The organism is Methylobacterium sp. 22177 (assembly GCF_052045615.1).
Lineage (GTDB): Bacteria > Pseudomonadota > Alphaproteobacteria > Rhizobiales > Beijerinckiaceae > Methylobacterium > Methylobacterium radiotolerans.
The window spans coordinates 22,031-34,600 of record NZ_JBQEPK010000050.1 but is presented as its reverse complement, the minus strand read 5'-3'; the positions used below and the strand labels follow the sequence as shown (position 1 = coordinate 34,600).

General features: G+C 72.0%; 9 protein-coding genes. 2 read left to right on the top strand and 7 right to left on the bottom strand.

Annotated elements, in window-relative coordinates; translation table 11 throughout:
• Positions 1 to 2,262: glycosyltransferase (locus ACTJK8_RS27895; RefSeq protein ID WP_440762866.1), on the top strand; the 2,262-nt coding region annotated here is incomplete at its 5' end.
• Positions 2,259 to 2,978: a CatB-related O-acetyltransferase gene (locus ACTJK8_RS27890; RefSeq protein ID WP_012318558.1), complete on the top strand. Its 720-nt coding sequence runs from the start codon at positions 2,259 to 2,261 to the stop codon at positions 2,976 to 2,978. The genes ACTJK8_RS27895 and ACTJK8_RS27890, both read left to right, overlap by 4 nt.
• Positions 2,979 to 3,028: 50 nt before the next feature.
• Here ACTJK8_RS27890 and ACTJK8_RS27885 read toward each other — a convergent pair whose 3' ends face one another.
• The 7 genes from ACTJK8_RS27885 to uvrA all read right to left on the bottom strand — a co-directional run bounded on the left by ACTJK8_RS27885 (position 3,029) and on the right by uvrA (position 12,498).
• On the bottom strand, positions 3,029 to 4,231 hold the full coding sequence (locus tag ACTJK8_RS27885) for a Zn-dependent hydrolase (protein ID WP_024830466.1): 1,203 nt from the start codon (positions 4,229 to 4,231) through the stop codon (positions 3,029 to 3,031).
• A gap of 51 nt (positions 4,232 to 4,282) precedes the next feature.
• Positions 4,283 to 5,710: a methylenetetrahydrofolate--tRNA-(uracil(54)-C(5))-methyltransferase (FADH(2)-oxidizing) TrmFO gene (gene trmFO, locus ACTJK8_RS27880; protein ID WP_012318556.1), complete on the bottom strand. Its 1,428-nt coding sequence runs from the start codon at positions 5,708 to 5,710 to the stop codon at positions 4,283 to 4,285.
• A gap of 90 nt (positions 5,711 to 5,800) precedes the next feature.
• Complete coding sequence (locus tag ACTJK8_RS27875) at positions 5,801 to 5,947, bottom strand: DUF1127 domain-containing protein (RefSeq protein WP_012318555.1); 147 nt, start codon at positions 5,945 to 5,947, stop codon at positions 5,801 to 5,803.
• A gap of 283 nt (positions 5,948 to 6,230) precedes the next feature.
• Entirely contained in the window at positions 6,231 to 6,500 is a 270-nt protein-coding gene (locus tag ACTJK8_RS27870; protein WP_012318554.1) for a GCG_CRPN prefix-to-repeats domain-containing protein, read from the bottom strand.
• 160 nt (positions 6,501 to 6,660) lie between these two features.
• Positions 6,661 to 7,635 carry a S1C family serine protease gene (locus tag ACTJK8_RS27865; protein WP_012318553.1) on the bottom strand — a complete coding sequence of 325 codons (975 nt, stop codon included), beginning with the start codon at positions 7,633 to 7,635 and terminating at the stop codon, positions 6,661 to 6,663.
• Positions 7,636 to 7,900: 265 nt separating this feature from the next.
• Positions 7,901 to 8,881 (bottom strand): transporter, encoded by a 981-nt coding sequence (locus ACTJK8_RS27860; protein WP_012318552.1) that lies wholly within the window; start codon positions 8,879 to 8,881, stop codon positions 7,901 to 7,903.
• A 515-nt stretch (positions 8,882 to 9,396) separates the two neighbouring features.
• The gene (gene uvrA / locus ACTJK8_RS27855) at positions 9,397 to 12,498 is read right to left on the bottom strand and encodes an excinuclease ABC subunit UvrA (protein WP_440762865.1); all 3,102 of its coding nucleotides are present in this window, start codon (positions 12,496 to 12,498) and stop codon (positions 9,397 to 9,399) included.
• Positions 12,499 to 12,570: the final 72 nt, after the last annotated feature.

The following is a 12,570-nucleotide window of genomic DNA, read 5'->3' as shown; positions in this document are numbered from 1 at the left end:
CCCGGGGAGTCGCCGTTCCTGCACTACGTGCGCACCGGCCGGGCCGCCGGGCTGATGGGCTGCCCCGAGGATCTCGGCACCTACCCGCCCATGGAGGCCCCGCCCGCCGACGCCTGGGACCGCCTGCCCCGCGCCCTGCCCATCGCGCAGGCCCGCGTCGTCGTCATCGTCCCGGTCTACAAGGGCCGCGGCGAGACCCTGCGCGCCATCCATGCCTGCCTGTCGGCGCCCCAGGCCACCCCCTTCACCCTGCTCGCCGTCAACGACCGCTCCCCCGACCCGGAACTCACCGCGGAGCTCGCCGCCCTCGCCGGCCGCGGCCTGTTCCACCTCGTCGAGAACGAGCAGAACCTCGGCTTCGTCCGCTCGGTCAACCGCGCCCTCGGCCTGCGCCAGGGCCGCGCCGTCGTCCTGCTCAACTCCGACGCTGAAGTCTTCGGCGACTGGCTCGACCGCCTCGTCGCCCACGCCGAACACAACGCCGAGCCTCGGGCCGGGTCCGGCACGGAGGCAGGGGCTGGGGCAGGCGCAGGGGCGGGAATGGGCGCGGGGCTGCCCGTGGGCAGCGTCACGCCCCTGTCCAACAACGCCACGATCTGCTCCTACCCGCGCTTCAACGCCAACAACACCATGCCGCTCGAGATCGCCCGGCCCGACCTCGACCGCGTGGCCGCGCAGGTCAACCGCGGCCGCGCCGTGCCCGTACCCACCGGCGTCGGCTTCTGCATGTACATGACCGCCGCCGCCCTGGACGCCGTCGGCGACCTCGACGCCGAGGCCTTCGGCAAGGGCTACGGCGAGGAGAACGACTGGTGCCTGCGCGCCACCAAGGCCGGCTTCGTCAACCTGCTCGCCGAGGACGTGTTCGTCCACCATGCCGGCCAGATCTCGTTCGGGCTCGACGCGGGCGGCGAGTACGTCCAGGGCCAGGCGGCGCTGCTGGCCAAGCACCCCGACTACCCGGCCCGGGTCGGGCAGTTCGTCCAGGCCGATCCCGGCCGGCGCGGGCGGGCGCGGCTCGACCGGGCGCGGCTGGCCCGGCACTTCTCGGGGCGGGCGCTGCTCTACGTGACGCACAGCTGGGGCGGGGGCATCCAGCGGCACATCGACGACATGGTCGCGCAGGCCCGGGCCGAGGGCCTGAGCGTGGTGCTGCTGCAGATCGACCGGACCCGCAACCTCGAGGTCCACGTCTCGTATCGCGGCCCCGAGTTCCTGTACCTGCCCAACCTCGACAGCCTGTACCTGCCGCGGGACGCGGCCGAGCTCGCCGACTTCGTCGGGCAGCTGGCGCCGGTTCTGATCCACGTGCACTCGCTGGCGGGGCTGCGCTGGGGCGCGGCGCGGGCGCTGATGGAGGTGGTGGCGGGCGCGGGGCGGCCCTACGCGTGGACGCTGCACGACTACTCGCCGGTGTGCCACCGCAACCACCTGGTGCAGCCGGACGGGCGCTACTGCGGCCTGGCGCCGGTCAACGAGTGCCGGTCGTGCCTGGCGGTGGACGCGGACGGGTTCGAGGAGCCGGATCCGGGCGAGCGGCGGGCGGCGTTCGGGGCGTTCCTGGCCGGCGCCGCGCGGGTGTTCGCGCCGTCCTGCGACACGGCGGCCCGGATCCGGGCGGTGTACCCGGATCTCGCCGTCACGGTGCGGCCGCACGTCGAGCCGGAGCGGTCGGTGCGCTCGACCGCCCTGCAGCGGCCCGGCCGCGTCCGCCGCGTCGCCGTGCTCGGCGCGATCAGCGCCACGAAGGGCGGCCTGTTCCTGCAGGCGCTCGCCACCGACGCGCAGGACCGCGACCTGCCCCTGCACTTCGCGATCGTGGGCTACTCGGATCCGGCCCTGGCGATCGGCCTGGAGCGCGTCGGGGTCGCCCAGACCGGGCGCTATTCCGGCGACCACGAGGCCCTGGACCTGGTCTGGCGGCTCTCGGCCGATCTCGTGCTGCTGCCGGCGATCTGGCCCGAGACCTACTCGTACGCGCTGACCCTGGCGCTGCGCACCGGCCTGCCGGTGGCGGCCTTCGACCTCGGCGCCCCGGCCGAGCGGCTGCGCGCCTACCCGAACGGGCACCTGCTCCCCGGCGCGCTGGCCACCGATCCGGCCGCCTTCAACGACCGGCTGCTCGCCATCGACGTCTCGGCCGCCGGCCGGCTCACCGTGCCGATCCGGGCCGCCACCTACGGGGACCTGAGGCGCGACTATTACGGCCTGGACCCGGCGCCGGCCGGAACCCGACACCCCATCGACGAGGACGCCGCATGATCTCCGTCAACGAGGACATGAAGCAGGAGATGCTGCGGCGCGGCATCTCGGTGCTGCACCCGGCCCCGTTCGGCCTGCCGGAGGATTGCGTCTTCGAGCCGCCGTGCAGCATCAAGTGGATGGGCGTCGATTACTGCCTCACCATGGGGGCGTTCTCGTACGCGGTGAGCGGCTACTATTTCGGCGCCGACATCGCCCGCTACTGCTCGATCGGCGAGAGCGTCCAGGTCGGGCGCGGCAGCCACCCGGTCCAGTGCGGCTCGACCTCGCCGCTGTTCTACACGCACCACTCGGCCGTGTTCGACCGCCTCGACCCGCGGGCGGAGGATTACGAGATCTGCGGACCGTATCTCTGGCCCAAGCGCGTGCGCATCGGCAACGACGTCTATATCGGCCACGGCGCCTTCCTGATGCCCGACATCACGATCGGCGACGGGGCGGTGATCGGCGCCATGGCGGTGGTGACCAAGGACGTGCCGCCCTACGCGATCGTGGCCGGCAGCCCCGCCCGGATCGTGAAGATGCGCTTCCCCGACGCGCTGATCGAGCGCTACCTGAAGGTGCAATGGTGGCGCTACGCCTTCTGGGACCTGCGCCAGTGCTCGATCACCGACCCGGAGAAGTTCATCGACGCCGTCGAGGAGCGGATCGCCGGGGGCATGCAGGAATACCGCCCGGAGCGGATCCCGATCCAGTCGCTGATACCGGGCGCCTGAGGCCCGGGGCCCGCCGGAACGCGCCGCGGCGGGCGTCCGGGGCGGCGCGCTCAGCCCGCCAGCACCCGCGCCGCCGCGTCGCCGAGGGCCCGCACCCCGAGGGCGAGGTCGGCGTCGGCGGTGTCCTCCGCCCAGTGGTGGCTGATGCCGCCGATCGAGGGCACGAACAGCATCGCGGCCGGCAGGATCCGGGCGACGTTCTGGGCGTCGTGACCGGCGCCCGACGGCATCACCTGCCACGAGCCGGGGCAGACGCTCTCGGCGGCCTCCGAGAGGGCGCGCATCAGGGCCGGGTCGCAGGGGGCGGGGACCGCCTTCGCCAGGGCCGTCAGGGTGGCCGGGCAGCGCTCGCGCCGGTTCGATTCCCGCACCAGCGCCTCCAGGCAGGCCTCCATCCGCTCCAGCACCGGCATCGCCACGTCGCGGAACTGGAAATACACCTCGGCCCGGCCCGGGATGATGCTGAAGCCGCCGGGATCCAGGGTGATCCGCCCCGTCGTCCAGGTGCTGCGCGGGCCGCAGACCTTCGGGAACTCCCGGTCGATCGCCGCCAGCAGCCGCACCGCCGAGAGGCCCGCATCCCGGCGCTCCGCCATGGTGGTGCCGCCGGCATGGTCCTGGTTGCCGGCGAAATCGATCCGGAACTGCCAGATCGCCACGATGCCGCTCACCACGCCGAGATGCAGGCCGGCGGATTCGAGCTGCGTCCCCTGCTCGATGTGCATCTCCAGGAAGCCGCGGTAGCGGGCCGGGTCGAGCCGCATCCGGGGCAGGCCGGCGAGGCCGGCACCCGCGAGCGCCGCGCGAAGCGGCGTGCCGTCGGTGCGGTTGCGGGCCTCGTCCATCTCGGCCTCGGTCAGGTCGCCGATCGCCGAGCGGCTGCCCAGGAAGCCGCCGGAGAAGTGCCCCTCCTCGTCCGCGAAGGCGACGACGTCGACGGGCAGCCCGGCGCGGGCCAGCGCCACCCCGGCCACGACGCCCAGCGCCCCGTCGAGCCAGCCGGCCTCGTTCTGCGTCTCGATGTGGCTGCCGACCAGCAGGTGCGGGCCGGGGCCGCGGTGGCGCCCCAGCACGTTGCCGATCCCGTCGATGGAAGCGTCCAGGCCGCAGGCCTCGAGCCGGGCCATCAGCCAGCGGCGGGATTCCATGTCCGCGGCCGAGAAGGTCGGCCGGTGGACGCCGGTGCGGAACCGGCCGATCTCGCGCAGCTCGTACAGGTCGGCCAGGAAGGCTCGGGTGTCGATCGCGGTCATGGTGCGCCCAGGATGATGAGGCCTCGGGCGGTGCAAGCCCCGTGCGGCTAGCTATTCCGCAGCCGCAGGTCTCGCCGCACCGTCCCGCGCGCCCTCCAACCAGAGAGCGAGATCGGCCCGGGCCCGGTCGGTGAGCGCGCGCTTCTTCAGCGCCGCCTTCTCGGGCCCGCGCAGGCGCCGGCCGGTCTCGTTGCGGGGGGCCCGCTCGAGCGGCGGGAACAGGCCGAAATTGACGTTCATCGGCTGGAACGAGCGCGGGGCGTTGGCCTCGCCGTCCGCCATCAGGTGGCCGCCGGTGATGTGGGCGATGAGCGCGCCGAGGGCCGTGCTCTGGGGCAGGGGGGCGAGCGGCCGGCCGGCCGCCTCCGCGACGGCGAAGCGGCCGGCCATCAGCCCGACCGCGGCGCTCTCGACGTAGCCCTCGCAGCCGGTGATCTGGCCGGCGAAGCGTAAGGAGGGCCGGGCCCTCAGCCGGAGGGTGGCGTCGAGGAGGCGCGGGCTGTCGAGATAGGTGTTGCGGTGCAGGCCCCCGAGGCGGGCGAACTCGGCCCGCTCCAGGCCGGGGATCATGCGGAAGATCCGGACCTGCTCGGAATAGGTCAGCTTCGTCTGGAAGCCGACCATGTTGTACAGGGTGCCCAGCGCGTTGTCCTGGCGCAGCTGCACGATCGCGCAGGGCTTGACCAGCGGGTCGCGGGGATTGGTGAGCCCCACGGGCTTCATCGGCCCGTGGCGCAGGGTCTCGGGGCCGCGCTCGGCCATGACCTCGACGGGCAGGCAGCCGTCGAAATAGGGCGTGCCCTCCCACTGCTTGAACCCGATCTTCTCGCCCGCCACGAGGGCGGCCACGAAGGTGTCGTACTGCTCACGGCTCATCGGGCAGTTGAGGTAGTCCGCGCCCGTGCCGCCGGGTCCCGGCTTGTCGTAGCGGGACTGGAACCACGCCACGTCCATGTCGATCGAGTCGCGGTGGACGATCGGCGCGATCGCGTCGAAGAAGGCCAGCGACTCGGCGCCGGTGAGCCCGCGGATGCCCTCGGCCAGCGCCGGCGCCGTGAGCGGGCCGGTGGCGACGATGCAGGGGCCCCATGCCTCCGGCGGCAGGCCCTCGACCTCCCCGCGGACGAGGGTGACGTTGGGGTGCTGCTCCAGGGCCCGGGTCACCGCGGCGGAGAAGCCCTCGCGGTCGACCGCCAGCGCCCCGCCCGCCGGCACCTGGTTGGTGTCGGCCGCCCGCATGATCAGCGAGCCCAAGCTGCGCATCTCCTGGTGCAGCAGCCCGACGGCGTTGCCCTCGGGGTCGTCGGACCGGAACGAGTTCGAGCAGACGAGTTCGGCCAGGCCGTCCGTCCGATGCGCCTCGGTGCCGCGCACGGGGCGCATCTCGTGGATCACCGCGCGGTGCCCGGCTTCGGCCACCTGCCAGGCGGCCTCGGATCCGGCGAGACCGCCGCCGACGATGTGGATGATCTGTGTCATGTCTGAGAATAGCGAAGGACCGCCGTCCGGATCAACGGGCGGCGGTCCTTCGGGACGTTCGTCTCGGGTGCTGTGACTCGGGCGCTGGGATCAGACGCGGGCGACGCCGCGGATCTCGCTGCGGTTGATGCCGAGATCGGCAAGATCGCGGTCCGACAGGCGGGACAGCTGGGAGACGGTGTCGCGGTACCGGAGATAGGCGCGGACGCGGCTCAGGACGCTACGGGCGGCGGACATGGTGTGCTGTGACCTCTGCTCAGGCAGACGATGGCGCCCCATTGCGCATCGCTGCCTCTTGTTGGTGCAACGCACATATAATCCGACCGCAGCGCAGCAGGAGGCGCAAGGTCAAGCACCAGACCTGCGTGAATTGCATAACCGGCTTAAGAAACCGGCAAGGTTTCCGAATGGTCATTCTTTGTGCGCATGCGGGGTCGCGCGGGGCTCCCCGCACGCGCGAAGGGCGCCCCACCGGTCGGCGGGACGCCCTCCCGGCGTCTCACGCGTGCCCGGACCGGGCTCAGTAGAACGGGCGCGGCCCGTAGAAGCCGTAGGGCCGGTAGAACGGCCGCGGCCGGTAATAGCCGCCGTACCCGCCGTAGTAGATCGGGCGCCGCCAGTAGCCGTAGGGCCGGGGGCCCCAGTTCGGCCGGCAGATGCCCCAGGGATTGGGGTGGAAGCCGGGGCCGCAGCCCCCGGCCGCCTCGGCGGACCCCGCGAGCCCGAGGCCGCCCGCGACCGCGGCGGCCATCACGAGCGCCTTCGCGCGCGGTGCGCTCAGAATCGTCATGACTGGATCTCCTCAACGCTTCCGGCGGATCGGGAGCCGGTGGTTGCAGATTCGGTCCCGCCACCTGAACCGTCGCTGAGCCGTAGGTTGTGTCCGGTACAGACCCGCGACGGCACCCGCGGCAACGCCGCCCGCCGCGCGAAAGTTGCGCGCTGCGGGCTCAGTGCAGCGAGGGCGTGCGCAGGAACCGCTCCCGGTCCCCGGAGACGAGGGCGAGCTTCACCCCGCGTCCCTCCCGGCGGATCGTGAGGGGGACCCGCACCCCGGCCTCGCCGAGGGCCCAGACGCTGCGGAACAGGGCGGCGAGATCGGCCACCGGCTCGCCGGCCACCGCCTCGATCACGTCCCCGGCCTGGAGGCCGCCGGTCTCGGCCGGGCCGTTGTCGGCGAGGCCCATGACGACGATGCCCTCCTCGCTCTCGGTGGCGTAGAGGCCGAGCCAGGGGCGCGGCGGCCGGTTGGCGCGCCCGCGCGTGGCGAGGTCCTCGAGGATCGGCGTCAGCAGGTCGATGGGCACGACCATGTTGATCGGCCGCGCCGCGCCGGCGCCGCCCTGCTGCAGCTGCAGCGAGCCGATGCCGAGCAGGTCGCCCTGGGGACCGATCAGCGCGGTGCCGCCCCAGTGCGGGTGGGCGGGGGCGGTGAACAGGGCCTCGTCGAGGACGTATTCCCAGTAGCCGGCGAATTCCTGCCGGGCGACCACCTCGACGGCGACGCAGCGCTGGCGCCCGCCCGCCCCCGCCAGCACGGCCCGGTCACCGGTCTTCAGCCCGGCCGAGCGGCCGAGCGGGAGGGCCGGCACGCCGAGATCGCCGAGCGCCTGGACCAGGCCGAAGCCCGTGGCGGCGTCGAAGCCGAGGACGTGGCCGGGCACCGAGCGGCCGTCCCGGGTGGTGAGCCAGACGCTCTCGGCCTCGGTGACGAGGTAGCCGATGGTGAGCACCAGCCCGTCCTCGCGGATCACCACGCCGTTGCCGGCGCGCTCGGTGCCGAGCGTCTCGGCCGTGAACGCGCTCTCCGGGATCCGCGCCGACAGGGCCAGGACGGCGGAGAGCGCCCGGTCGAGGTCGTAGCCGTAATCCGCGGGCCTGGGCTGGGCCTGCGCGGGGATCTTCCACTCGCCCTGCGTCGCCATGACATTCCTTCGGCTCGTCCGCCTGCGCCCCGGTCGGCCCCGGAGCCGCGCAATCGGCACACCATAGGATGTCCGCGCCGCCCGCGTCACCCGCGGCCGGTTGCGACCCATGGCCGGGCCCGCGCGGGGCGGCCCGCGGCGGGGCCGGCACAACAAAAAACCGCCCGGCGGGGCCGGGCGGCGCGCCGTCCCGGGGGACGGCCTGTCGGAGATCCGGGAGCCCCCCGCCGCGCGGCGGCGGGGAGCCCGGCGTCTCGGGAGGGTCTCAGTACTTGCGGACCAGGGCCGCCGGGACCGGCGAGGCGGCCGGGGCCGGCGAGTACAGCGGCACGATGAACCGGATCCAGCCGTCGGTGGAGTAGTCGCTGCGGGTGCGGCCGAACGCGTTGGTGGTCTGGAGCCCGGTCACGACGTCGCGGGCGACGTAGGCCTGGACGGTGAAGATCTTGAAGTCGTAGCCGATGAGACCGCCGATGGCGAAGCGGCCGCGGTTGCCGGCCGCCGCGCTGGCCTGGCTGATGTCGAAGTTGTAGGTGCCGTAGGCGACCGGGCCGATCTCGAAGTTGCCGAACTTCTTCGTCGCGGTGAGGTCGAAGTTCAGCGAGTCCGACAGGCGGATCGGGCCGATGGCGGCGCCGACCTGGCCGGGGAAGCGGCCGGGCGAGTCGTAGATGTTGGCGGTCAGGTTGGCGGTCAGGTTCCAGCCGTCACCGGTGTAGCTGCCGGCGATGCCGAAGCGGTAGGTGTTGGAGGAGAGCTGCGGCAGGACCGGGGTGGCCGTCGCGCCGGTCGGCGTGATGATCGAGCCGCGGTCGCCGTTCAGGTCGTTCAGGTAGGCGCCGCCGAGCAAGCTGACGCCGAAGTTGTTGCCGAGGTCGAAGGCCCAGATGCCGCCGACGAAGGTGCCGACGTTGATCGAGATGTCCTTGTTGCGCACGCCCGCCGGGTTGCGGGTGAAGGCGAACACGGTCGGGGGCGCCACGAGCAGCTCGACGCGGCCGCCGAACGGCACGAACGGGGTCGACCAGACCAGGACCGGGATGTTGACGGCCGTGTCGGGATCGTTCCGGCCGTCGGTGCGGCGGTAGGTGAACGTGTTGATGGCGTAGAGGCCTTCCGGCAGCGGCGCGCCGACCGCGAGGCCGACCTGCTCGCCGGGAACCGTGGTGGTCTGCGCCTGCGCGATCGTCGAGGTCATGCCGACCGTGAGCGCGACCGTGCCGGCCGCGAGCCAGTTCTTCATCATTTTCTCATTCCTTCCCAAGGTCACACGGCGTCCGTCCCGCATTCGGCACTTCCCTGCCGGTCTGCTCGCCTATCGCGGCTGCCGGCTTCGGACCTGCCGAGCGCCCCCACGGAGCCTGCCCGTCTCAACGTCTGCGACTATTCTACAGAGACCTGCGGAAAGACAGTGGAATGCTCGCCGAAACGCCACAACCAGCCGAACCGTTGCGCAAAAGCCGCATTTTTGCGGCGATGCAACACTGTCCACAGACCCTGCTCGCACGCGGGGTCCGGCAAAATATCGTTGAACGGTCAAGCTGTTGTCGGGCCGGGCGGCGGGAGAATCCGGCAAGGTCGGGGCGGCGATCGGGCAGGCGGCCGGTCCGGACGCGGCGTCCGGAATCCGGCGCCGGACCGGGCGGCAACCGGTTCGGACCCGCGCTCCGCGGTTCGAATCACCGCTCGCTCGGGCAGGTTCCGGACCGCACCCGGCAGAAACTGCCGCGCCGGGATCGGCCGGCGGGACGGTCCGCCGCGCTACTCCGCGGCGCGACCGCGGCTCGCCGGTGAGACGGGGCGCCGCTCCAGCACCTCGCGCAGGAACCGGCCGGTATGGCTCGCGGTCGCGCGCGCGATCGCCTCGGGCGTCCCCTGGGCCACCACCCGGCCGCCGCCGTCGCCGCCCTCGGGGCCCATGTCGATCACCCAGTCGGCCGTCTTGATCACTTCGAGGTTGTGCTCGATCACCACCACCGTGTTGCCCTGGTCGACCAGCTCGTGGAGGACCTCCATGAGCTTGGCGACGTCGTGGAAGTGCAGGCCGGTGGTCGGCTCGTCGAGGATGTAGAGGGTGCGGCCGGTGGCGCGCTTCGACAGCTCCTTGGAGAGCTTCACCCGCTGCGCCTCGCCCCCCGACAGGGTGGTGGCCTGCTGGCCGACATGGACGTAGTGCAGGCCGACCCGCTTCAGGGTCTCGAGCTTGTCGCGGATCGCCGGCACCGCCTTGAACAGCTCGGCCGCCTCCTCGACGGTGGAATCGAGCACGTCGGCGATCGACTTGCCCCGGTACTTCACCTCCAGGGTCTCGCGGTCGTAGCGCTTGCCCTTGCAGACGTCGCAGGTGACGTAGACGTCCGGCAGGAAGTGCATCTCGATCTTGATGACGCCGTCGCCCGAGCAGGCCTCGCAGCGCCCGCCCTTGACGTTGAACGAGAAGCGGCCGGGCTGGTAGCCGCGCGCCTTGGCCTCGGGCAGGCCCGCGAACCAGTCGCGGATCGGCGTGAAGGCGCCGATATAGGTGGCGGGGTTCGAGCGCGGGGTGCGCCCGATCGGCGACTGGTCGATGTCGATGACCTTGTCGAGGTGCTCCAGCCCCTCCAGCCGCCCGTAGGGCGCCGGGTGCTCCAGGGCGCCGTTCAGCTTCTTCGCCACCGCCTTGTAGAGCGTGTCGATCACCAGGGTCGACTTGCCGCCCCCGGACACGCCGGTGATGCAGGTGAAGGTGCCGAGCGGGATCTCGACATCCACGTCCTTCAGATTGTTGCCCCTTGCGCCGAACAGCCCGAGCTTGCCCTTCCGGCCCTTGCGGCGCGCGGTCGGGGTGCGCACGGACATCGCGCCGGTGAGATACTTGGCGGTGAGCGAGGCGGGATTCGCCAGCACCTCGGCGGGCGTCCCCTGCGCGATGATCTCGCCGCCGTGGATGCCGGCGCCCGGCCCGACATCGACCACGTAATCGGCCTGCAGGATCGCGTCCTCGTCGTGCTCGACCACGATCACCGAGTTGCCGAGGTCGCGCAGGCGCTTGAGCGTGCCGAGCAGCCGCTCGTTGTCGCGCTGGTGCAGGCCGATCGAGGGCTCGTCCAGCACGTAGAGCACGCCGGTCAGCCCCGAGCCGATCTGCGAGGCGAGCCGGATGCGCTGGCTCTCGCCGCCCGAGAGCGAGCCGGAGCCGCGGGCGAGCGTCAGGTATTCGAGGCCGACATCCACCAGGAAGGTCAGCCGGTCGCGGATCTCTTTCAGGATCCGGACCGCGATCTCGTTCTGCTTGGCGGTCAGCTTCTCCGGCAGCTCCGAGAACCAGCGGTGCGCCTCGCTCACCGAGAGGGCCGTGACGTCGGCGATGTCCGCCATGGCGACCTTCACGGCGAGCGCCTCGGGCTTCAGCCGCTTGCCGCCGCAGGCGGCGCAGGGCGTCTCGCTCATGAAGCGCCCGATCTCCTCCCGGACGGCGTCCGAGTCGCTCTCCTTGTAGCGGCGCTCCAGGTTCGGGATCACGCCCTCGAACGGCTTGTTGACCGTGTACTTGCGCAACCCGTCGTCGTAGGCGAAGCGGATCGACTGCTTGCCCGAGCCGTAGAGCACGATGGCGCGGGCGGTCTCCGACAGGCTCTGCCAGGGGACGCCCGTCTTGAAGCCGAAATGCTCGGCCAGCGCCTCCAGGGTCTGGCCGTAATAGGGCGAGGTCGACTTCGCCCAGGGGCCGACCGCGCCGCGCTTCAGGCTCAGGGCCGGGTCGGAGATCACCAGCTCGGGATCGATCCGCATCTCGTGGCCGATGCCGCTGCAGGTCGGGCAGGCGCCGAACGGGTTGTTGAACGAGAACAGACGCGGCTCGATCTCCGCGATGGTGAAGCCCGAGACCGGGCAGGCGAACCGCGACGAGAAGGTGATGGTCCGGGGCGCCTCGCCCTCGGGGGCGTCGGCGAACACGATCTCGGCGACGCCGTCGGCGAGCTCCAGCGCCGTCTCGAAGGATTCGGCGAGGCGCGAGCCGATATCGGCGCGGACCACGATCCGGTCGACCACCACGTCGATGTCGTGCTTGAACTTCTTGTCGAGCTTGGGCACGTCGTCGATGGCGTAGTACTCGCCGTTCACGCGCAGACGCTGGAAGCCCTTCTTCTGGTACTCGGCGATTTCCTTGCGGTACTCGCCTTTCCGCCCGCGGACCACCGGCGCGAGCAGGTAGAGCCGGGTCTTCTCCGGCAGCTCCAGCACGCGGTCGACCATCTGCTGGACGGTCTGGCTCTCGATCGGCAGGCCGGTGGCCGGCGAGTAGGGGATGCCGACCCGCGCCCAGAGCAGGCGCATGTAGTCGTAGATCTCGGTGACCGTCCCGACGGTGGAGCGGGGATTCTTGGAGGTGGTCTTCTGCTCGATGGAGATGGCCGGCGACAGCCCGTCGATCTGGTCGACGTCGGGCTTCGACATCATCTCCAGGAACTGGCGAGCGTAGGCCGAGAGCGACTCGACGTAGCGGCGCTGCCCCTCGGCGTAGATCGTGTCGAAGGCGAGCGACGACTTGCCCGAGCCCGACAGCCCGGTGAACACGACGAGCTTGTCCCGGGGGATGGTCAGGTCGACGTTCTTGAGATTGTGCTCCCGGGCGCCGCGGATCGCGATGACCCGCCGGTCCTCGACGGGGGCCGGCGCGGCGTCGAACAGGACCTCCAGCCTGGCGTCGATGGCGGCCTCGGTCCGGGCCGCGGGCGCTTCGCCCTTCGCGCGGGCCTGTCTGGGCAGGGCCGCCTTCGTTGAGCCTGCCTTCGTCGAGGCTGCCTTGAGGGGCGCCTTGGGAGCGGCTTTGGCGGCGCCGGCGCGGCGTGCGACACGACTTCCAGCTTGGGCTTTGGCCATGAGGGCGGCGGTCTTTCGAGGCGTCGACGCGGTCAGAGTCGGATTCGCGCGCGGGCCAGCCGCCGCACCGGC

Coding starts and splice junctions, on each gene's coding strand:
- ACTJK8_RS27890 (WP_012318558.1), top strand. CDS start 2,259: ATGATCTCCGTCAACGAGGACATGAAGCAGGAGATGCTGCGGCGCGGC.
- ACTJK8_RS27885 (WP_024830466.1), bottom strand. CDS start 4,231: ATGACCGCGATCGACACCCGAGCCTTCCTGGCCGACCTGTACGAGCTG.
- trmFO (WP_012318556.1), bottom strand. CDS start 5,710: ATGACACAGATCATCCACATCGTCGGCGGCGGTCTCGCCGGATCCGAG.
- ACTJK8_RS27875 (WP_012318555.1), bottom strand. CDS start 5,947: ATGTCCGCCGCCCGTAGCGTCCTGAGCCGCGTCCGCGCCTATCTCCGG.
- ACTJK8_RS27870 (WP_012318554.1), bottom strand. CDS start 6,500: ATGACGATTCTGAGCGCACCGCGCGCGAAGGCGCTCGTGATGGCCGCC.
- ACTJK8_RS27865 (WP_012318553.1), bottom strand. CDS start 7,635: ATGGCGACGCAGGGCGAGTGGAAGATCCCCGCGCAGGCCCAGCCCAGG.
- ACTJK8_RS27860 (WP_012318552.1), bottom strand. CDS start 8,881: ATGATGAAGAACTGGCTCGCGGCCGGCACGGTCGCGCTCACGGTCGGC.
- uvrA (WP_440762865.1), bottom strand. CDS start 12,498: ATGGCCAAAGCCCAAGCTGGAAGTCGTGTCGCACGCCGCGCCGGCGCC.